19 protein-coding genes and 1 pseudogene are annotated in these 21,128 nt (G+C 63.9%); 10 read left to right on the top strand and 10 right to left on the bottom strand.

Going from position 1 to position 21,128, the window contains the following annotated elements:
- Positions 1-73 precede the first annotated feature (73 nt).
- On the bottom strand, positions 74-3,544 hold the full coding sequence (locus GEV06_17905) for a hypothetical protein (protein MPZ19770.1): 3,471 nt from the start codon (positions 3,542-3,544) through the stop codon (positions 74-76).
- 33 nt (positions 3,545-3,577) lie between these two features.
- Positions 3,578-4,429, bottom strand: a complete 852-nt coding sequence (locus GEV06_17900; GenBank protein ID MPZ19769.1) for an RraA family protein — start codon at positions 4,427-4,429, stop codon at positions 3,578-3,580.
- Positions 4,430-4,755: 326 nt separating this feature from the next.
- Between GEV06_17900 and GEV06_17895 the strand changes: the two genes are divergently transcribed.
- From GEV06_17895 to GEV06_17885, 3 genes are all read left to right on the top strand, one after another.
- Entirely contained in the window at positions 4,756-5,115 is a 360-nt protein-coding gene (locus GEV06_17895) for a hypothetical protein (protein ID MPZ19768.1), read from the top strand.
- Positions 5,116-5,251: 136 nt separating this feature from the next.
- Positions 5,252-5,794 (top strand): hypothetical protein, encoded by a 543-nt coding sequence (locus GEV06_17890; GenBank protein ID MPZ19767.1) that lies wholly within the window; start codon positions 5,252-5,254, stop codon positions 5,792-5,794.
- Positions 5,795-5,850: 56 nt separating this feature from the next.
- Positions 5,851-6,240 (top strand): ASCH domain-containing protein, encoded by a 390-nt coding sequence (locus GEV06_17885; protein ID MPZ19766.1) that lies wholly within the window; start codon positions 5,851-5,853, stop codon positions 6,238-6,240.
- Positions 6,241-6,465: 225 nt separating this feature from the next.
- Here the strand turns inward: GEV06_17885 and GEV06_17880 are convergent, their stop codons facing one another.
- Genes GEV06_17880 through glgB form a run of 3 tightly spaced genes read right to left on the bottom strand, consistent with a single transcriptional unit; the run spans position 6,466 to position 9,540 of the window.
- Positions 6,466-6,933 (bottom strand): DUF4440 domain-containing protein, encoded by a 468-nt coding sequence (locus GEV06_17880; protein MPZ19765.1) that lies wholly within the window; start codon positions 6,931-6,933, stop codon positions 6,466-6,468.
- Positions 6,891-7,304 (bottom strand): EVE domain-containing protein, encoded by a 414-nt coding sequence (locus GEV06_17875; protein ID MPZ19764.1) that lies wholly within the window; start codon positions 7,302-7,304, stop codon positions 6,891-6,893. Before GEV06_17875 ends, GEV06_17880 begins: the two co-directional genes overlap by 43 nt.
- A 19-nt stretch (positions 7,305-7,323) precedes the next feature.
- Positions 7,324-9,540, bottom strand: a complete 2,217-nt coding sequence (gene glgB, locus GEV06_17870) for a 1,4-alpha-glucan branching protein GlgB (protein ID MPZ19763.1) — start codon at positions 9,538-9,540, stop codon at positions 7,324-7,326.
- A 144-nt stretch (positions 9,541-9,684) separates the two neighbouring features.
- Here glgB and GEV06_17865 point away from each other — a divergent pair, with 144 nt between their 5' ends.
- The 3 genes from GEV06_17865 (at position 9,685) to GEV06_17855 (ending at position 15,060) form a co-directional block, all read left to right on the top strand.
- Positions 9,685-12,420: a TonB-dependent receptor gene (locus GEV06_17865; GenBank protein ID MPZ19762.1), complete on the top strand. Its 2,736-nt coding sequence runs from the start codon at positions 9,685-9,687 to the stop codon at positions 12,418-12,420.
- Between the two features lie 19 nt (positions 12,421-12,439).
- Complete coding sequence (locus GEV06_17860; GenBank protein ID MPZ19761.1) at positions 12,440-12,658, top strand: hypothetical protein; 219 nt, start codon at positions 12,440-12,442, stop codon at positions 12,656-12,658.
- Between the two features lie 113 nt (positions 12,659-12,771).
- On the top strand, positions 12,772-15,060 hold the full coding sequence (locus GEV06_17855) for a DUF2961 domain-containing protein (protein ID MPZ19760.1): 2,289 nt from the start codon (positions 12,772-12,774) through the stop codon (positions 15,058-15,060).
- A gap of 63 nt (positions 15,061-15,123) precedes the next feature.
- Here GEV06_17855 and panB read toward each other — a convergent pair whose 3' ends face one another.
- A complete protein-coding gene (panB, locus tag GEV06_17850) occupies positions 15,124-16,035 on the bottom strand; it encodes a 3-methyl-2-oxobutanoate hydroxymethyltransferase (GenBank protein ID MPZ19759.1) in 912 nt (303 codons plus the stop codon).
- Entirely contained in the window at positions 16,032-16,895 is an 864-nt protein-coding gene (locus tag GEV06_17845; GenBank protein ID MPZ19758.1) for a pantoate--beta-alanine ligase, read from the bottom strand. The genes panB and GEV06_17845 overlap by 4 nt, the downstream gene beginning before the upstream one ends.
- A gap of 238 nt (positions 16,896-17,133) precedes the next feature.
- Here GEV06_17845 and GEV06_17840 point away from each other — a divergent pair, with 238 nt between their 5' ends.
- Together GEV06_17840 and GEV06_17835 are read left to right on the top strand one after the other, a co-directional pair.
- Entirely contained in the window at positions 17,134-18,228 is a 1,095-nt protein-coding gene (locus tag GEV06_17840) for a winged helix-turn-helix domain-containing protein (protein MPZ19757.1), read from the top strand.
- 45 nt (positions 18,229-18,273) lie between these two features.
- Positions 18,274-18,453 (top strand): annotated as a pseudogene (locus tag GEV06_17835) (carbon-nitrogen hydrolase family protein).
- Here the strand turns inward: GEV06_17835 and GEV06_17830 are convergent.
- Positions 18,435-18,836 (bottom strand): MerR family transcriptional regulator, encoded by a 402-nt coding sequence (locus tag GEV06_17830; GenBank protein MPZ19756.1) that lies wholly within the window; start codon positions 18,834-18,836, stop codon positions 18,435-18,437. The pseudogene GEV06_17835 and the gene GEV06_17830 sit on opposite strands and share 19 nt — an antisense overlap.
- 93 nt (positions 18,837-18,929) lie before the next feature.
- Here GEV06_17830 and GEV06_17825 point away from each other — a divergent pair, with 93 nt between their 5' ends.
- The gene (locus GEV06_17825; protein MPZ19755.1) at positions 18,930-19,352 is read left to right on the top strand and encodes a hypothetical protein; all 423 of its coding nucleotides are present in this window, start codon (positions 18,930-18,932) and stop codon (positions 19,350-19,352) included.
- Between the two features lie 150 nt (positions 19,353-19,502).
- Here the strand turns inward: GEV06_17825 and GEV06_17820 are convergent, their stop codons facing one another.
- Positions 19,503-20,129 (bottom strand): nitroreductase, encoded by a 627-nt coding sequence (locus GEV06_17820; protein ID MPZ19754.1) that lies wholly within the window; start codon positions 20,127-20,129, stop codon positions 19,503-19,505.
- Positions 20,130-20,192: 63 nt separating this feature from the next.
- Here GEV06_17820 and GEV06_17815 point away from each other — a divergent pair, with 63 nt between their 5' ends.
- A complete protein-coding gene (locus GEV06_17815) occupies positions 20,193-20,669 on the top strand; it encodes a hypothetical protein (GenBank protein MPZ19753.1) in 477 nt (158 codons plus the stop codon).
- A 72-nt stretch (positions 20,670-20,741) separates the two neighbouring features.
- Here the strand turns inward: GEV06_17815 and GEV06_17810 are convergent, their stop codons facing one another.
- On the bottom strand, positions 20,742-21,128 hold the full coding sequence (locus tag GEV06_17810; GenBank protein MPZ19752.1) for an FtsX-like permease family protein: 387 nt from the start codon (positions 21,126-21,128) through the stop codon (positions 20,742-20,744).

The following is a 21,128-nucleotide window of genomic DNA, read 5'->3' as shown; positions in this document are numbered from 1 at the left end:
TACACTAGGACCACGACCGCGCAGTTGCTTGTCAAAGTTCCCGGGGACCTAGAGACACCCCCGGACACCCCGATCAAAACAGAATTTTGGCGCCAAACTGAAACAACCGGGGCCACGACCACTCTCTCGAGACCTGCCCAAAAGCACTGCTGGTTGGATTCGTATTCGGCGTCCACATCTGCGGGTGGTTCAGGGCATTGATCGTTTCGACCCGGAATTGCAGCCGGACACCCTCTGTGAGCTGCGCGTTCTTGATCAGCGAGAGGTCCCAATTATTCTGGATGTCGCTGCGAATTCCATTGAAGCGAAGGGGGAACGTTCGGATGTTCGACCCCAACTGCCTGCGTGAGTCGCGCTCGAAGCCCGCATCCACGTTGAACCAGCGCTCCACCGTGCGCTCGTCCGAGGGAAGCGGAACATCGTTCAAGTCTCCCGTGAAGATCGCGTTCCCGAAACCGAGCGGGATCCCGCTCTGCATCGAAAAGATGCCCTGGAGCTGCCAGTCGCCGAACAGGGTATTGACGACGCCGCTCCAGTTCGTGCCGAAGCGACGTTCCCGGCCGAACGGCAATTCGTAGATCCAATTCCAAACAAGGCGGTGAGTGCGGTCCTGGTCGGAGATGACCTCGTAGGGGCCTGAATCGGTATCATTCAGGAATTGTCTGGCCTCCATCGATTTCGACCACGTGTACGATACCGACGACGAGAACCCCTGCGAAAAGCGCTTCTCGAAGCGCGTCTGCAGGGAATGATACCAGGAATACCCGTCGTTGACGTCGGCCTCCACGCTGGTGAATTGGGGGAAAGGCCTGAGTAACTGCGTACGCGTGATCGTCTCGCCCGCGAGCGCAGTGCCGGGAAGTAAGGGATAGAACGGGTTGGGAAATCTCTCGTTCAGGAAGTCAATGGCTTCCTGATCGCGCGTCGGGGACGTACTCAGGTACTCTCTCGGTATCGGGTTGAGCTCACGACCAATTCGCTGCCGGGTCCCCCGGTTGCCGACGTACGACACCTCCACGACGGACGTGGCGGGCAGTTCCTGCTGCACAGCGAACTGCCAGCGGTGCGATCGGGGGTTGGCCAGGTTCTCCGAGAAGTACGACACACTCTGGCCCAGGTTGGTCGCTAATCCCCCGTCCGCTTGCAGCGGTTCGAGAAAGCCGTCCGGAAACGGATTGTCCAGCGTGGCAACAAAGCTCAGTCCGTTGTCGCGTGAGGCCACGAAGTCGGTGCTGCGGTCGAATCCCGTCTGGTCGACGTGTGCGTAAACCGTGCCGATCGGCGCGTAGTAGATTCCATACCCTGCGCGCAGGACCGTCTTCGGCGTGAGGGAATAGGCCACCCCGATGCGCGGCATGACGTTGTGGTTGGTCTTCCACAGGGCGCGCGGCTGACCGTCCACGCCTGCGAACGTCAAGCCGCCCTTCACCTGGAACTGATCCGGCGGGAGCTCGGGAAGCGGAGACGCCGCGTAGTTGGCGCGCACGACCTCCTCGATCGGGCTTCGCGCGTCAGGATCAAAACCGCGCACGGTCCGGTCAAAGCGCTCTGTCAGGGGCGAGTGCCGCTCGTAACGCAGGCCCAGGCTGAGCGTCAGCTTGCTGCTGATCTTCCAATCATCCTGGATAAACAGGGGCAGGACAGTCGTCTGTTCGGCGTAGGAGTCGTTGATCGGAAAGAAGCCGCTGGTCGGCAGCCCATACAAGAAGGCGGCAAAGTCTTGGCCGATCGGCGCGGAGCCGGACGTGTCGAACGGACCTCGCGTCCAGTTCGTGCCGAAGGTGAAGCTGCCCGCCGAGTCACCGAGGTTGAAATTGTTCTCTTGGTAGACCCGATACCCGATCCCGTAGCGCAGCATGTGCGACCGAATCAGGGTGGTGAAGTTCACGGCGACATCGTGGATGTTGCTGTGTTGTCGCCTCAGCGCCTCGATGCTCAGGTCGGCGTAGCCGGGCAGCTGGACGTTGGGCAATCTCAGGGCGCGACCATCGACCTGTTCGACCTGACGAATGAAGTCCGGGTCGAAGCCCAGATCCGCCAGATCCCAATCCATCTGGAAGGGATCAAATCCTGAAATAAAGCGCGTGAAGCTGTAGCGTGTGTCCACGATGAAACTGGGCGATACGGTATAGACGTGATCGACACTGAGGCCGCGGTTCCAACGCCGGAAGCGGTCACCCACGGCGCGGTTGTGCCGCTCGTTCTCGGGACGATCCATCAAGGTGAGATAGCCGTGTCCGGACAGCCGCTGCCGGTCGGAGATGACGTGGTCGAGGCGCAGCGTATGATTGTAGTAGCTGTCCTGGGCGTTCTTGCCCTTCTGCCAGTTGTTCACCCCATCGGCCGTCCCGGCCTGGTTGGGCAGTTCCGACAACGAGGCGATCATTCGGGAGACCGGATTGATCTGGTCCTCGGGAATGATGTTGTTGGGGAGCGGCGTCCGGACGATTCGCCCATCCGCCGTGCGCCTGGCGGAGTAGGGATCGTAGATCTGATATTCGGGGCCGAGAGCCAGCAGCTCCGAGAAATCGCCCCTTCTCATCGCCTCGGTCGGCACCGCGTCCACAAAAAACGGAGAAGGATCGAAGCTCCACATCCCCTCGTACCCGTACATCCAGAAGGTCCGGTCGCGGCCGTCGTAGAGGCCGCCCAGGCGCAGCGGGCCGCCGCTGCTGCCTCCCCAGCGGTGAATCCGGAAATTGGGCTTCTCCAGGCCATCCCGATTGAAGAAAAACTGGTTGGCTTGCGTGGCCGGATTCTGCCCGAAATAGTACAGCTGTCCGTGGAGCTCGTTGCTCCCGGATTTCAGGCTCATGTTGAGTGTCCCGCCGGACATAAAACCGGTGCTGGCGTCGAAGTTGGACGTCTGAACTTTGAATTCCGCCACCACACCCGGCGGCGGCGAATAGGCGACGTCCGAGCGCTGCATGTTGGGCGCCCCGTCCACCGTGAAGTAGTTGCTTCGAGTGCGCTCGCCGCCCACCGAAAGATTGGAGGGGTTGCTGGTGTCGAACGGACGCACGTAACCGGACGAGGTGCCCAAGCTCAGGACGCCGGGAGACATGGTGGCCATCATCAGCACCATCCCATCCTTGAGCGGCAGCTCGAGAATCGTTTTGCTGTCGATCACCTGGCCGATGGACGCCGTCGAGGTGTCCAGGAGGGGGGAGTCAGCCACCACCTCCACGGTTTCCGTGGCTTCTCCCACTTCCAGCACGGCGTCGATGGTGATGCGGTCGTTGACCCGGACATTGATGCCGGAACGCACAAACGTGTTGAATCCCTCGAGCTCCACCGTGACGGTATAGGTGCCGGGGATCAGGAACGGAAGGATATAGTCCCCCGTCTCGTTGCTGGTGGCGTACGTACGCACGCCGGTGTTGACATTCACGGCGTGCACCGCGGCTCCCGGGATCACCGCCCTGGACTGATCGACCACACGTCCCATGATCGTGCCGCGTGTTTCCTGGGCCGTCACGGGAACGACGGTGTAGCAGAAACAGAAACTGATAGCGAGCCATGAGATAGTCCGGTGAATAGACATATCTCTCCTCCCTTCGATTTCCTTGGGACGAGTCTAAGGATCGCGGTCCAGACGGAATGTGAAATCTAAGGGCCGTCCCATCTTCTCGTAGTGACGACGACGCCCCTCATTGTCGTCTTCCCGAATTTTGCGCGCGAAGGCGGCCACGGTTTCCGCTTTGGCGCGAGGCACCACGGCGACGCCGTCAAGATCGGCGACGATAACGTCCCCGGGCATGACGAGAACGCCGCCTACGACGACGGGCTGATTGTAGGACTCAACCGCAATTGTTCCCTGGTTGATCCAACGGGTCGATTCCCTTTGGTAGACTGGAATCCCCTCGAGCCTCATCTCGTCGGAGTCGCGACAGCCCGCGTCGGTGACGATTCCCCGCAGGCCGCGCCCCAGCCAACCCATGGCGTTGTTCGAACCACAATAGCCGTTATCCGCCCGCAGCGGAGCATCGATGACCAGGATGGTGTCGGGCTGGATGTGGACCGAGAGCCCCCCGCCCATCCAGCGCCCCGACCATTCGCGCTTCCACTGCTGAAATTCTTCGTCGGAGGAGAACGCCCGGGCCGGAGCGCGCTCCTGCGGAGGGACCAATCGTAGCGTGATGGCCACGCCGTAGATGACGTGGCTGAATTTCTCGTTGTCGATCCACATGGGGTCGATGTCACGGTCCATCAGGGTGACCCCGTGCAGTCCGACCATCTGCAGCGCGTCAGCCACGTCGGTCGTCCGCACCAGAGGTCCCCGAAACTTCTTTACAATCGCTTCGTTCTCCTCCTGCGAGTACTGCTTGACTTCGAAGAACCGGTTCGAGAACGGCGACTGCTCCTGAGCCCACACGCAAGGCGCCCCCAACAAACCTAAGCCCAGCAATGCAAGCGTAGTCTTTCTCAACGCTTCCTCCTCCTGTTTCAGGGCTTAAAGTCGATGTAGAATATATTATGTATGCTGCACAAAGTATTGTCCAGGGTATTTATAACGTCGACATCAATTTGTCAAGACTTTTGTTGGGACTTGTTGGGACTTGTCAAGGCGAAATAGAAATGTCCCCGTTCTGAACGAAATAGAAATGTCCCCTGTCGTTCTCCTTCAATAACCGTGATGGCCTGTGGGCGCTGGCCGATGCGAGGCGCTCGACCGCGGCGGCCGGACGGCAGGCGGCGTCGGCTTCACCGCCGCGGCGCCCGCAGCGGCCCTCTGGCTGGCTGACGCTCTGCGCCTTGTCGCGCACCGTGCCGCTTGAGGAATCCGAAAAGGCCCGCTCGAAGCGGCTCTATCGCCTGCTGCGTAACGCCGCCCTCGACGGTCCCGTGATGACGCCGCTGCTCGTCCGCCTCGCCCTCGGCCCGGCCCCGCAAGGCTGGATTCCCATCGTGGTTGATCAGACCACCATCCGCGGGACGCCGGTGATCCTGGCCGGCGTGCGCGTGGCCCACCGCGTGCTCCCCGTGGCCTTCGCCTGTTGCGACTACGCCACCCTGCGCAAAAGCCAACATGTGGTCGAGGAGTCGCCGCTCCTCCTGATCGCCGCATCCTGCCGCCCGGTTGCAAGCCGGTCTTCGTCCTCGATCGCGGTTTGACTCGTGCGCAGGGTCTGATACTCGTAGTACACGAAGGCGACCGGCAGGATCCGGTGCGCGACGGGGACGCCGGCCATGATGACGGGCGTCCCGCGCATGGTCGTTTGATCGACCACGATGGGGATCCACCCGAGCGGTGGGGATCCGGGTCCTTGCGCCGGATGAGGTCGAGATTAATGCTCGAGATCTCTTCGAGCAGGGTCGTCGCGTGGTGGTCATGGCGGACCCACCGCTCAGCGAGCGGGCGCAGATCTTTGGGGACATACACCTGCCGGGTGTTGCCCTGGGCGTAGCTCACGGTGAGGTCGCTGGCGGGCCCGTGCTTCTCGCCCCGCATGCACCTGCATCCGGGTTTGCCGCACTGGGTGAACCGTTCAATCAACGACGCCCGCAGAGCAGGGCCCAGCCCGGCGAGCTGCGCGACGAGTTGCTGGCGACGACCGGCGAGCCGCCGGGCCGTGAGGCTTGGCACGTCGTAACACTCGCACACGTGCTACGATATTACACGCAACTATCACCACGCGGCGAAACGGGTCATCGCCGGCGCGAGCGCGCGGCTGGTGCCACCTCTCCCTACCTTGAGGGACGCTGGCATCCGGCCTTTCGGGGGAGCAGGTCAAAAACTGGGGGGCGGCAAGGGGCAAGGGATCATATCGTCGCAGGCCGTCTACGGCCGTAGACGTAGGATCTCGACGGTCGTGTTCCGCCGGCGCGTGACCTGCAGAGAGGAGACCAATGCGACGCATGTCGTTCTCGCATGCCGCGTCCGAAGTACGCGCAGGAATGAAGACCGTGACGCGCCGCCTGGGCTGGCGGTTCCTGAAGCCGAACGAGCTCATCCAGGCTGTCGACAAGGCACCTGGATCGAGGAGCGCTGGGCCCGTCCGCCGGCTGGCCATCCTCCGGGTCCAGAACGTCCGGGTCGAGCCGCTCGCACGCCTCATCGAGGACGCGCGCTACGCCGAAGACGAGCTCCCTCGCGAAGGATTCCCGTGCTGGTCGAGGGATGACTTCATCGCACGGTTCCTGCGCAGGCACCGCCTGACGACCACAGCGATCGAGGTGACGCGCATCGAGTTCGAGTACGTCGAGCCAGTTCCCACGAGCGTCGATCTAATCGATTAGATATGACCAGCACGGGCGGTCAATTCTCCTTCTGAGGTGCTCGATGCCACGATGTGACCTGGTCGCGCAGCTGGACGCCGTCGCGGTTGGACGGATCGGATCCGCCATCGGATGTGGTCAGGGGCCAGCCGATCGACCAACCGCCGGTGGCAAGCATCACGTCCCGGCGGTAGCTCGTCGCTAGCCCCAAGCGATCGTCAACCGGCTGACCACTGACCACTGCCTTCAATGCGCGGGGGAAAGCCAGTCGCCGTGCTGGTAGGGATCGGCCGAGGGTTGGGAGAAGTGCTCGTGGGCGATGCGCCAGTGCCCATCGACGCGCCGGAGCACCAGCGTCCCGCGGACCTTGACCCGCTTGACGAGATCGCCCACTTGAAGCTCGAGCCCGATCGTGCCGGCCACCCACGCGAGCTCTCCGGCCATCTCGCTGACCGGCGGCTCGACCCACCGACAGCCGCGCAGCACGAGGCTCCCGCCGAAGAACTCGCGCCAGCTCGCTACCACCCGGTCATAGCCAACCAACGACCATCCGGGCCCCTCGTCGAACACCAACATCTCGTTCGACTTCTCGTAGAGTTTCAACAGGTCGTCCAAGCGGCGCTCGACGATGGCGTCGAAGTAGCCTTCGGTGAAGGCAACAGGCGAATCGGTCATGTGCTCGAGTCCTTGCTCAGCGTTTCGACGATCTGCCATTCGCTCGCGCTGATCGGCATCACCGACAGCCGTGGCACACGCGCGATGGGATGGCTCGCAAACGCCGGATGTGCCTTGAGCGTGGCAAGGGTCACGCCGTGCTTCAGGCGGCTGACCGGCTGCACGTCGACGACGTACGCTCTGCCCGTCTTGTCTCCAGGATCCTGGTACGCATCCGTTGATGCCCGAGCGATGCCGACGATCGCCTTTTCCTTTCCGGTATGGTAGTAGAAGATCTGGTCACCCTGCTTGACGCTGCGCAGGTGCCGCTGGGCAACCGGATTCTTCACGCCGGTCCATGTGGTGCCACCATCCTCCATTAGCGAATCGAAGCTGTAATTCAACGGCTCTTCCTTGAACAGCCAGGGCATCGATCACCTTCATTGACGGCTATGCTGGCTTGAGGATCAACGCCGCCAGCGGCGGCAGCGTGAGCGCGAGCGAGTGCTCGTGGCCATGCGCCGGGACGGCCTGGGCCTCGACCTGTCCAGCGTTCCCCAGGTTGCTCCCCCCGTAGGCGGCGCCGTCACTGTTCCGTACCTCGCGATAGCTACCACCGCGGGGCACGCCAATACGATACGCTTCGCGCGGCACCGGCGTGAGGTTGAGGACAATGACGAGAAAATCTCGCTCGTCCCGCGCACATCGGATGAACGACACGATGCTGTGGTCCGCGTCGTGACAGTCGATCCAACGGAACCCGTGAGGATCGTAGTCGCACTCATAGAGCGCCGGCTCGCTCAGATACAGACGATTGAGATCGCGAACCCACTGGCGAATGGCGTTGTGCGGCGGCTCGTCGACGATGTCCCACGGCAGCGAGGCGTCGTGGTTCCACTCCAGCCACTGACCGAGCTCGCAGCCCATGAAGAGCAGCTTCTTGCCCGGGTGCGTGTACATGAACCCGTACAACGCCCGGAGGTTCGCCGCCTTTTGCCAGGCGTCTCCGGGCATCTTGTCCAGGAGCGAGCGCTTGCCGTGCACGACCTCGTCGTGGGAGAAAGGCAAGATGAAGTTCTCGTGGTACGCGTACAGCATCGAAAAGGTCAGGAGGGTGTGCTCCCAACGGCGGTGCACCGGCTCCTTGCTCATATAGCTCAGGATGTCGTGCATCCATCCCATGTTCCATTTGTAGGTGAAGCCAAGCCCCCCGAGGTGTACCGGCCGGCTGACGCCAGGCCACGCCGTGGATTCCTCCGCGACGGTCAGCACGCCAGGATAGTCGCCATGAACGATTCTGTTGAGCTCGTGGAGGAAGTCCACCGCCTCCAAGTTCTCCCGCCCGCCGTACTTGTTCGGCAGCCACTGATCCGGCGGCCGTGAGTAGTCGAGATACAGCATCGATGCAACGGCATCGACCCGCAGCCCGTCGACGTGGAGCTCCTCGATCCAATACAGCGCGCTCGCGAGCAGGAAGTTGCGCACCTCGTGGCGGCCGTAGTTGAAGATGAGCGTGCCCCAATCCTGGTGCTCGCCCAGCCGTGGATCCTCGTGCTCGTAGAGCGAAGTACCGTCGAAGCGCGCCAGGCCAGGCGCATCCTTGGGGAAATGTCCCGGCACCCAGTCGAGGAGCACGCCAATCCCCTGCTGATGGCAAGCATCGACGAACGCCCGGAAGTCGTCTGGCGTTCCAAAGCGGCTCGTCGGGGCAAAGAAGCCGGTGACCTGATATCCCCACGAGGCCGCATATGGGTGCTCGAGCACCGGCAGCAGCTCGATGTGCGTGAAGCCCATCTCTTTGACGTACGGCACGAGCTCCGCCGCCAGCTGCCGGTACGTGAGATACCCGCCATCGTCCCGCCGCTTCCACGACCCGAGGTGGACCTCGTAGATGGCCATGGGTCGCTCGAACCGCCCACCCCCTTCGGCCCGGGCGGCAATCCACGCGTCATCTTGCCACTCGTAGCGGCTGGGACCGAGCGTGAGCGAAGCCGAGCCCGGCGGTTGCTCCGATGTGACACCGTACGGATCCGCCTTCAAGAACACCTGCCGGCCCTTGGGAGTGCGAATCTCGTACTTGTATCGCCGGCCCTCACCGAGCCCGGGAACGAAGAGCTCCCAGATGCCGCTGCCGATACGGAGCCTCATGGGATGCACACGGCCGTCCCAGTTGTTGAAATCGCCCACCACACTGACACGCTGCGCGTTGGGTGCCCACACGGCAAAGAAGAAGCCTGCGCAGCCGTCGATGACCATCGCGTGCGCCCCGAGACGCTCGAAGATCCGGAGGTGTCGCCCTTCGCCGAACAGGTGCAGGTCGAGATCCCCGAGCACGGGAGCGAAACGGTAGGGGTCGTCGATCTCGTCGCGGCGACCGTCCGGCCTCGTCACGCGCAGCCGGTACGGGAAGACGACGTCCTCGTTGGGCAATATCGCCTCGAAGAGGCCGCCCGGATGCTGGCGCGTCATCGACCGCGGCGTGCTCTCCGACAAGTCCAGACGAACGACATCCACGGCGGTCGCGCGAGGTTGGAAGCTCCGGATGACGATGGCTCGAGCGCCCTCATGCTCGATGACGTGCGGGCCGAGCACGGCAAACGGATCGCCGTTGCTGCCGGCAACGAGCGTGGAGATGGGATCCTCGACACGTTGTGCGGTCACTTTCATGTCTAACAACAGCTTACCTCGTACGGTCCTTGGTCCTTTTTCCCTTGACCCGACCTTTTTGGTCGGATATACCTTGTAGGCGCACTTGAGACTGAGTCTCACTTGCGACTGCCTGATCGCCAACTAGTCGCCTTGGAGGTTTCCATGACGCGTGCCGTGCCACGGCTCGTTTGCTCTTTTCTGACCGGCCTCACGCTTGCCTCGATCGCGACGCTCGCTGACGCTGGCCAGTCGCCCTCCGCCCCTGCTTCCGCTGCCGATGGGACCGGCGTCGTGCTCATCGCTCACGGGGCGGACCAAACGTGGAATGCGCGGGTCCACACCGTGGTCGAGCAGGTGCGCCGGACCATGCCCGCCGAGCCCGCTTTCCTCATGGGGATCCCTGACCAGACGCCACAGCAAGCCTACGACAAGCTCGTGGCCTCCGGCGTGAAGCAGGTCGTCATCGTGCCGCTGTTCGTCTCATCGTTCAGCGCTCATGCCGAGCAGGTGAGGTTCATCGGAGGGTTGCGCGACGACTATCCCCATGCCGAGCACATGAAGCTCACCCAGATTAGTGGGCCGGCCACGATCACGGGCGTTGCGGGCGCCATGGACGACCACCCGATTGTCGCCGACATCCTCGCGGACCGCGCCCGCGCGTTGAGCCGCGATCCCGCCAATGAAGCGCTCGTGATTGTCGCGCACGGTCCCAACGCGGATGACGACGCCGCACGTTGGCACGACACGATCGAGAATCTCGGTAAGCAAATCCGCGCCAACGTGCCTTTTGCGACGGTCGACGTCCGGCTCCTACGGGATGATGCGCCAAAGCCGGTGAAGGACAAAGCGCTCGCCGAGCTTCGCGAGTCGGTCGCCACGCTTGCCGCTCGCCAGCGCGTGCTCGTCATTCCCCTGCTCGTGGCGCCGGGTCGCGTCGCGGAGCAGATTCCGGGCGTGCTCGAGGATCTGGAGTTCGCCTGGGAGGGCCGAACGCTGCTGCCGGACGACCGCATGGCGGACTGGGTCGTCGCGCAGGCGGCAGCGGCGCCCGGCTCTTCTTCGGCATCGCTGCAGCATCACGAGCAGGTGGTGGTCACGGGCACACGAACGGAACGGCCATTGAAAGACGTGCCCGTGTACACCGACGTCATCGATGCCGAGACGGTCCGGGCGGTTGCCGCTCGCTCGATCGCCGACGTGCTGCCTCACCAAGCGGGCGTGGATATCGTGCCCGGTCTCGCGGGCGACACCGTGCAGATTCAAGGGATCGACGGCCGTGGCCTGCTCCTGTTGGTCGACGGCCAGGAGGTGATTGGCCGCATCGACAGCAGCGTCGACGTCGGCAACCTGCTCGTCGACGATATCGAGCGGATTGAAGTCGTGAAGGGCGCCGCGTCGGCCGTGTATGGCTCGGACGCGCTCGCGGGCGTCATCAACGTCATTACGCGACAGGCGACGCGTCCCCTGCAACTGTCCGTGGATCAGCGGTTCGAATCAATGAGCGGCTCGACGACCATGGTCTCGGCGGGTGGTGGACGTGGGCCATGGAACGCGATGCTTTCGGCCAGCCACATCACGCGAGACGCCTATGACCTCGTTCCTGACGAGCCGTCGACGACCGGTAGCGATTTCAGGAAGGCGGCCGTCAACGGCCGCGTCGGCTATCAATTCAACGAGCACACGAATCTCCGCGTGATGAGCCGGTATTACGACGAGTCGGCGACCGACGTCACGGCGACCCAGAGCGCCCTCCGAGACGATGAGGTGCTCGACAGCCGATGGCAGAACATGGCGGAGCTGCGGACGGGCGTTGCCGACGGCACCCTCAGTGTCCGTGGACACGTGAGCAGGTATCGCCATCTCCTAGAACAGGTGAGCCGCGAGACCAGCGTCATGGTGCCGGACCTGACGCGCGAAGCGTTGGGCGAGGTGGAGGCGCAGTACGACCGGCCCGTTGGCGGACGTCACTTCGTCTCCGTCGGCGGCGAGTTCGAGCGAGCAGACATGCGGTCCGATCGCATCACGGGCGGGGAGCGTGATGTGCGGACGGGCGTCGGCTTTCTCCAGGACGAATGGTTCGTTCACGACCGCGTTCGTCTCCTCGCCGGCATGCGCTACGACCACAACGACCAGTTTGGCGATGCCTGGAGCCCGAAGCTCGCGGTGCTGCTGCACGGCACCGACAACATTCGCCTGCGCGCGTCGTACGGTGAAGGCTTCAAGGCGCCGGAGCTGAAGGATCTGTACTTTGCGTTCTCGAATCGAAGCGCGGGATACGAGGTGATCGGCAACCCCGACCTGCGCCCGGAGGAATCGCGCAGCGTCAATGCCGGCGTGGAAGTGGACTTCTGGGACCAGCGTGCGCGCGTTGCCGTCACGCTGTTCCAGCACCGCATCGACGATCTCATCGACAGTGTCTTTGCCTCACAAGACCCTGCCAGCGGCCTGCTCACGTTTCAGACGGCCAACGTCGGTCAGGCGCGCACCCGCGGTGCGGAGACGCAAATCGACGTCACGCCTCGCCAGTGGCTGAGCGCCTCGTTGAGCTACGCGCGTCTCGACGCGAAGGACATCGAGACGGACGAGCCCCTGGCGTCGCGCGCGAAAGACAGCGTCAAGGGCCGCGTCTCGGTGCACTCCATGTCCACCGGCACGAACGTGGCCCTCTTCGGCCGGTACCTCGGTCGTCGTCCGTTCGCGGATCTCGACAGCGATGGCCACATCGACGACTACGCGCCTGCCTTGCCGCTCTGGGACCTGCGCGTCGGGCAGGACATCGGCGAGCGCGTCGCGCTCTTCGTCGGCGCGGAGAACATCTTCGACGAACAGGATGCGCGGTACTTTCCGTCGCAGGGCCGGCGGGTGTACGTCGGCGCGACGCTTCGCTACGATCGGTAGCGACTCGAGGCTACGGACCATGGACCATCAGGACCACCCATCGCTGCACACGCTCGCCGACGCGTCCGACTGGGCGGTCATTCGCTGCGAGCACGGCTGCCTCCATCTGCGCCTCGGTCCACTGACGCTCACGCTGTCCCCAGCGGAGTTCGAGCGGCTGGTGACGATGCTCGGCGAGGCATATGTGCGGTTGTCCGTGCGGGACGCGGTGGAGCAGAGTCAGAAACCGATTCATTAGTTCTTGGTTCTTGGTCCTTGGTGCGCTTTGGCGTACGGAAACTACGAAGCGTACTAGGCGCACCAAGAACCAAGGACCAACGACCTTCCCAGGTGCGATACACTGCCCGCACCATGCAGAGAGCGCGCGCACTGCCCCACGCGGCCGTTCTGATCCTGCTCGCGGCGAGTGCCACCCTCGGACAACAAGCGTCGTCGCAGGAGCCTCCGGTGATTCCGGTCGGCCTCGATGCTTATCGGATGTGGGACCGCTGGCCCTATCAGCGCATCGGTGCCCGGGCCTACATGCGGAGCACCTACGACAGGCGCGGCGGCAATGAGTCAGCCGACGCGTCGCACTTCCTCTATCAGCTGGCAAACGACCACAACGTGACCCTCGATGTCGCGGGCCCTGGCATCTTGTACTTCGCCCGCTACAACCACTGGCATGGCAGCCCCTGGCACTACGAGGTCGACGAGGTCGATCACATCGTCCGCGAAACGAGCACTGCTGATCCGCTCAACCCGACACCCGGCTCGGTCTTTCTGCCGGAACATCTCTTCCCCAACCCCTTGACGTGGACCTGGTCGCACACCAAGGGCGCAGATTTGATGTGGGTACCGATCGGCTTTGAGAAGTCGTTTCGCATGGGCTATTCGCGGACGTTCTATGGAACGGGTTACTACATCTACCATCAGTTCGTCGACGGCGCGAGGCTCTCACGGCCCATCAAACGCTGGGACGGCAAGACGCCGCCAGACGATGACGTTCTCGAGCTGCTCCGGAGCGCAGGCAGCGACATCGCGCCGCGAGCGGGTGAGGCTGGCGTTCGTGAGGAATCGGGCAGAATCGATCTGCCTGCGGCCGAGTCACGCGAGGTCTGGAGCTCGAGCCGTGGCCCGTCGATGGTGCGCGCGTTGGAGCTCTCGGTGCCACGCGAGCAAGCGCTCGCCTTCTCTCGGGCGCGCCTACGCGTCACTTGGGACGATCGCCCCGACGCCTCGATAGATGCCCCCATCTCCCTCTTCTTCGGAGCAGGCACTCTCTACAACCGCGACAATCGTGAATATCTCGTCAAGGGACTGCCGATGGTCATCCGGTACGACAGTGACCAGGTCCATTTGAGTTGTTACTTCCCGATGCCGTTCTTTCGGTCCGCTCGCGTCGAGCTGTCGGGCCCAGGAGGAGCCGCGATTTCGAACGTCGCCTGGCGCATCCGTTACGCGCCTTATACGGATCCTGCCAATCACGTCGGCTACTTCCATGCCACCTATCGCGATCATCCTGCTCCTGAATTGGGCAAGGATCTCGTCCTGCTGGATACGCGCGCGGTCGAGGGAGGGGGAGATTGGTCGGGAAGCTTCGTTGGAACGTCGTTCATCTTTTCGCACGAGGCGAAGCTCAGCACGCTCGAAGGCGACCCGCGCTTCTTCTTCGACGACAGCCAGACGCCTCAGGCTTATGGCACCGGCACCGAAGAATGGGGCGGCGGCGGCGACTATTGGGGTGGAAGCAACATGACGCTGCCGCTCGCGGGGCATCCCGTGGGCGCCAAGGATGCCGAGACCGCCGTGAGCGCGGAAGACAAGATCAACTCCGCCTATCGCTTCCTGCTCGCCGATCTGATGCCGTTTGGCAAGAATGCACTGATCCGCTTGGAGCACGGCGCCGTCAACGATTCCACCGAGCACTACGAGACCGTCACGTACTGGTATGGCTTGCCGGCGGCCTCAGTGGTAAAGACTGACGAGCTGATCATTGGCGATGAGGCCAGCGAGCGCTCGCATCGCTATTCCTCGCCGGACGCCTCGGAGCCCTACGAGATCGTCTCACGATACGAGTGGGGGCCGGATACCGTGGACGACCGCCCTCACGCGTTGCGCCCTGGCGAGCCTCGCCGAAGCGAAGCGAAGACGGGTCGCGAGATCTATCCGGCGCGCGCGGACCGCGGACGCGTCACGACGACAGGATCGGAATTCACACTGAGGATCGACCCGACGAACCTCGGCGTCATGCTTCGTCGCAAGCTCGATTACGCCTTCCCCAATCAGCGTGCCGAGGTCTACGTCAGCGACGCCGATGCAGATGGCGAGCTCGAATGGGAGCGAGCGGGCACCTGGTATCTGGCCGGCTCCAACACGTGCGTCTTTTCGAACCCAGGCGACGGCAAAGAGCTCGGCCCAACCGAGCACGTGGTGCAAACCTCCAACCGGCGATTTCGGGATTATGAGTTTCTGATCCCGCGCGCGCTGACGGAGGGACGCTCTGCGATTCGCGTTCGTGTCAAGTTCACGCCGGTGCGAATCCCGCTGTTTCCAGGATATCCACTGCCCGAGCTGGCCTGGAGCGAGATGCGCTACACCGCGTACAGCTTCGTGATGCCTCGCTTCACGCTTGGCGATGCCTCGCGCGGTGGCGGCTAGAAGATTGCCGCATGTGGCTTTGACAGCCGTAGCGCAGGCCTTTAGGCCTGCCGCGGTAGCGCCCTACCGGCGTGAAGGCGGTAGATCCGACTCGAATCGTTCGCGCTCCTCTGCCGACATCGAATACGTATGCTGCTCCGCGGGGAACTTGCCAGCGCGAACATCCGCGACGTAGGCTTCGAGCGCCTCGAGAATCCTCCCAGAGAGGTCGGCGTACTGCTTGACGAACCGAGGTACGTGCCCGGCGGAGAGGCCCAACAGGTCGTGCCACACGAGCACCTGGCCGTCGCACGCGGCGCCGGCGCCAATACCAATGGTGGGAATTGTCACTGTCTCGGTAATGCGTGCTGCAACCGGTGGCGGGACCGCTTCGACGACCAGCGCGAAGCAGCCAGCGCGCTCCAGTGCGACGGCGTCCTCGCACAGGCGGTGGGCCTCCTCCGCCGTCCGCCCTTGCGCCTTCAGCCCGCCGAGTAGCATGGCAGACTGTGGCGTCAGTCCGATGTGCCCCATCACCGGGATGCCGGCTTGAACAATCGCACGAGCTCGCGAGAGCGTGGGCCCGGCACCTTCCAGCTTCACCGCGTCGGCCGCTGCCTCCTTGACAAAGCGAATGGCGGCGTTAATCGCCGCCTCGTCTGAAACCTGGAACGAGCCGAAGGGCAGGTCCGCCACGACAATGGGACGTCGCGCGCCGCGCGTCACGGCGCGTGTGAGCATCAACATCTCCTCGATGGTCACCGGCAGCGTCGCGTCGTGGCCGAGCATCGTCATCGCGGCTGAGTCGCCGACCAGTACGAGATCGACGCCGGCGGCCTCGGCGAGCCGCGCGCTCGGCGCGTCGTAGGCCGTGACCATCGCGATGCGCTGCCCGCGTCGCTTCAGGTCGGTGAGCTCCGGTAGTGAGAGCTTGGCGGCGCCGGCCGCGTCGCGCGGACCTGCGGCTGATGCCGGTACCGGTGTCTGGGTCGTCACGTCGGATCTCCTCCTGTTACGAAAGTCTTCGAGGCGGCCGACGGCACCCGTTCCGCTCCAACAGCGGGCTCGTCCAGCGGCACGTTGTCAATCAGTCGCGTGGCGCCCACGCGGGCGGCAATCGCCAGCGTGGGCCGGCCGTCGAGATCGGCAACCGCGATGTAATCCACCTCGAGATCGGCAAGCGCCGTGCGGGCGGCGGCAATCACGTCGCCACCTGCCTGCTGCGCCGCGAGCCCGGCCTCGAGCGCGCGCGGAATCGCCAGCGCGCGCTTCCGTTCGTCGGACGAGAGCCGCGCGTTCCGTGAGGACAGCGCGAGCCCATCAGCGTCGCGAATGGTCGGGAGCACGCGAATGTCGACTTCGAGGTTCAAGTCGCGCACCAGACGCTTCACCACGGCCACCTGCTGCACATCCTTCTGCCCAAAGAAGGCGACGTCTGGGCGAACAATCGTGAACAGCTTCGTGCAGACCGTCGCCACACCGCGAAAGTGACCTGGCCGGAAGTCGCCTTCGAGTCCTCGCGCCGGCCCTTCGACCTCGATCCAGGTGGCATAGCCCGGCGGGTACATCTCGGCGACGCTCGGCATGAACAGACAATCAACGCCGGCCCCTACAGCGATTTTCTCATCCTCCGCCTGGTCCCGCGGATACGCCGATAGATCCTTCGGATCGCCGAACTGCGTTGGATTGACGAACAGGCTCGTCACGACAACATCGCACGCCTCACGCGCGGCCTGCATCAACGCCACGTGGCCGTCATGGAACGCGCCCATGGTTGGCACGAGGCCAACGGTCGAACCGGCGCGTACCGCCGCGAGCGCGTGGCGCAGCTCGGCGATGGTCCGGAGTACCTTCATACGGTGGTCACCTCAATCCAACTGGTCATTCTACCCGTTTGGATGTTCGACACGGCGGACATCGACACGAACGAGGGAGAGCCTGCGGGATGTCCGATTCGTTCGAGACAGTTCATCGGACGACGAGTAGTGTTACAGTCAGGATTCGTGATGCAGCACCGGAGACTTTCAGGGCCCTGACGACCATTTGTGGGAGGTCTTGTGCAATCCTCGGCTCCCTCACCACACCGCGCCAGTCATGCCGATTACGATCGACGACCTGCGACATTTTGCGATTGCCCGCAGCCTCTGTACACCGACAACGCTGAAGCGTGCGATCGATCGGCTTGGCTTCGTGCAGGCCGACCCGATCCGAGCGCCGGCCCGAGCCCAGGATCTCACTCTGCGGCATCGCGTCAAGGACTATCGCGCCGGTGACCTCGAACGTCGCTACGCCACGCTGGACGTCGAGGAAGACTTCTTCATCAACTACGGCTTCGTGCCGCGCCGCATCCAGGCACTGATGCACCCGCGCGCCACCGCACGCTGGCCCTCTGCACACGGTAAACGCGTGCGGGCGCTGCTCGATTTCGTACGTGAGCGCGGCGAGGTGCACCCGCGCGAGGTGGACGGCCATTTCGCGCACGGCAGGGTGACGAACTACTGGGGCGGCTCGTCGGCCGCGACAACGCATCTGCTCGACCTGATGCATCGGCGCGGCGTTCTGCGGGTGGCACGACGAGAGGGCGGCATTCGCGTCTATGCCGCGCGCGAGCATCCCGCAGGTCCAATGGACGCAGCGGGCCGCCGCGAGCGGATTGACGCGCTGGTCGACCTGGCGACGAGCCTCTACGCGCCGCTGCCCGGGCGGTCGCTGCCGACTCTCGTCAGCCGGCTGCGGTACGCCGTACCGCAGTGGCAGCACGAGTTGAAGGGAGCACTGCAGCGGGTCAAGGAGCGGCTAGCGTGTGCGCGCGTCGACGGTCACGATTGGTACTGGCCGTCGCAAGAGCGTGTGCCGCGCGGTCAGCCCTCGGACATGGTGCACCTGCTCGGGCCGTTCGACCCTGTGGTGTGGGACCGGCGGCGCTTCGAGCTGTTCTGGCGATGGGCTTACCGGTTCGAGGCATACACGCCGGCGGCAAAGCGCAAGCGTGGCTACTACGCGCTGCCGCTGCTGTGGCGTGATCAGGTGATTGGTTGGGGCAATCTGTCGCAGCAGAATGGGTCGCTCCACGCCTCGTTCGGATACGTCGAGTCGCAGCCGTCTGATCGCCTCTTCCGCCGAGAGCTGGAGGCGGAAGTAGAACGTGTGCGGCTATTTCTGCGCCTCGATCGACATGCGCCCGCCTGAGAACCACTTCGCGTCGAAGTGAGGAATCGCTTCGATTCGCTATACTGCTACTTCGCCATCGTCAACTTCGCGAGTGCTGGGTCACCGACCACGTCGGCGATCGTTGGTCCAGACGGGACACTACTCAGCTACCAGCCCTATGGTGAGGAAGGATTGCTGATCGCGGACATCGACCTCACAGCAGCGACTGGCCTGCTTGCCGCACGTTACAGGCCTGTCCCCTGATACCTCGGGATGCGATCCAGGAGAGCGCTCGTCGCACGCCCGCACTCCTCCGGTGTTGTGCAGACGCATTCGGTCGTGGCGTGCAGGAGGCGGCGCTGCTTGCGCAGCAGGCGCTCCAGATCGCGTAGCATCTCCAGTTTTCGCCTCCTGGCCTCGCGCCAGCGCTCATGTGTGGGGCCCGGCCGCAGCAGCTCGCGGATCTCTGATAGCGAAAGGCCGGCCTCTTTCGCGAACAGGATCAGCGCGAGCCGTGCCACGGCCGCGGGGTCGTAGTCACGTTTGCCGGCCCGCCGAGCCGGGCGAGGCAGCAGACCGTATCGCTCATAGTATCGGCAGGTCGCGGGACTCACGCCCGTCCGAGCTGCCACTTCCCCAATTCGCACGGTTCCTCCTGGTGTTTGACCTCAAGCGCGCTGTACGTCGTACGCTCCGATTACGGCGTCCTCCTGACACGGGCGCCGGAAGGAGTGAACACAATGACCATCGTAACCGTACTCACGGCCGCTGGGCTCGTCGCTGTCGCCGCCGCGTCCGTGTTGCCGCCGCGGGGCGAGACAGACCCCTCGTCGGACCAAACTGCATCGTCCAAGCAGCCCGTCTTCGTGTGCCGGCTCGACGGGCTCACCTCAGACGAACGGAAGCAACAGCGGGAGCTTCGCGCCACGCTCGAGCGAGCAACAGCGCAGGTGACCGAAGATGCCGAGGGCTACACGTTTCACTACACCACGGCTGTCGCGCCGTCGACCGTGATGGCGTGGGTCGAGATGGAACGAAAGTGCTGCCCCTTCCTGCGATTCACGCTCGACATGGCGGAAGAGGGTGGCCCCGCGCGACTCCGCGTCTGGGGCGTGCCAGGCGTGAAAGCCTTCGTCGCAACCGAGATGCAGATCGACAAGTAATCGTGTACGGATGTCCGGCAGGCGGCCAGCCACGACCATACATGCCAATTCCACGGAATGTCCCTGAGCCGATCGCGGGAACGTGCGGCGCGGGAATTGGTCAACCGCCTCCGAGACGAGCTGTGAGTGGAATGCCGCCCCCCGACGCGGTTATTTGACGGTCGCCGCCAAGAATTGCCGCTTACCATCAGCGTCGAGGACCGTCACGCATGTGCTCAAGTCAGGCGGTCGCCGTTCCTGCGTCGTGGGCACCACCGCGGGACTTCCCACATTGATCCATCCGAGCACACGCTCGCGTGGCTGCATCGCAAGCAGCTCCCTCAAGGCTGTGCCGTCGACGATGGGGCTGCTCCTCCAGGCGGCGCCGAGCCCTTGGGCGAGCGCAGCCAGCACGATCGCGTAGCCCGTGCAGGATGCCGAGGCAATCTGCTCCCATTCCGGAACCTTCTCATCGTCTCGCGGTGAGGCGATGAGCACGATCCGCGTCGGCGCGGCGAACGCCTTCTTGCGGATCTTCTCGCGAGCCTCTGGCGGCAGGTCTGGCCGCTGTTCTTCCGCAGCGGCGACGAGCGCCGCGCCAAAGGCTTCTCGACCGTTCGGCGGCACGACCACGAAGCGATACGGACGCAAGCAACCGTGATCCGGGACGGTCGTCGCTGCGCGCAGCAGGACGCTCAACTGTTCCTGCGTCGGCCCTGGCTCGACCAGCGCGGAGATGCTGCGGCGATTGAGGAGAAATTGTAACGTGGTGGCATTCGACTGCATCGTCTCTGGCATTCGTTGATCCTCGAGATCGATAATAACCGCTCAACCTGTCAAGACCCCAGAAGGAGTGTCGCCATGCAGACGATCATCGAAAGACTGATCGAGTGCCTCGAACGTGGAGAGATCTCCCGTCGTCAAGCAATCGGCGGGCTTACCGCCCTGGTGACCGCGACAGCTGCGGGTCGCGTCCCCGTTGCTGCAGCCCAAGACTCGAGCACGTTCCAGGCCGCGGGCCTGAACCACATCGCGCTCCGCGTGACCGACATTCCGCGGTCCAGAGATTTCTACATCAAGCATCTTGGCATGGCTGTGATGAGGGAAGGTGCCAACAACTGCTTTCTGAGATGCGGCGAGCACTTCGTGGCGCTGTTCCGCGGCGAGTCGCCGGGCATGGACCATTACTGTTATTCGGTCGAAGACTACACCGCCGGCGGGGCGGCGGAGAAGCTCCGGGCGCAGGGGATTCAGCCGCGTGTCACGGACAATCGAATCTATTTTCCGGATCCGGATGGACTGACGGTGCAGCTCGCCGCGCACGGCTTTCGGGGGTAGTCCGAGCGCTCGCGGGCGAGCTCGCCCCGGGGCGAGCTCGGCACGGAGCTTGCGCGGAGGCTCAGCAGGCTGCTATTCGTGCCGAAGTGCCACGACGGGATCGACAGACGCGGCGCGCCGGGCCGGTAGTGCTGCGGCCAGCGCGCCCGCACACAATAGACAGCCGACCGGCAGGACAAGGCTCCAGAAGTCGAAGGGCTCGACCTCATACAGAAGCGTTCTCACGAAGCGCGCGAGATAGAGGCCGCCGGCCATGCCACACGCTGCGCCGATGAGTATCGTGATGCCGGCATCGGCGACGACCGACCGCACGACAGCGAGTTGCTGCGCGCCGAGTGCCAGCCTGATGCCGATCTCTTTCGTTCGCCGCACCACGGAGTAGCTCAACACGCCGTACAGTCCCACGGCGGCAAGCACCAGGCCAACCACCGCGAAGAACCCGGATAGCAGCGCGAGCAG

The sequence above is a fragment of the Luteitalea sp. genome (genome assembly GCA_009377605.1).
Taxonomy (GTDB): domain Bacteria; phylum Acidobacteriota; class Vicinamibacteria; order Vicinamibacterales; family Vicinamibacteraceae; genus WHTT01.
This window is presented reverse-complemented; position numbering and strand designations above follow the sequence as displayed.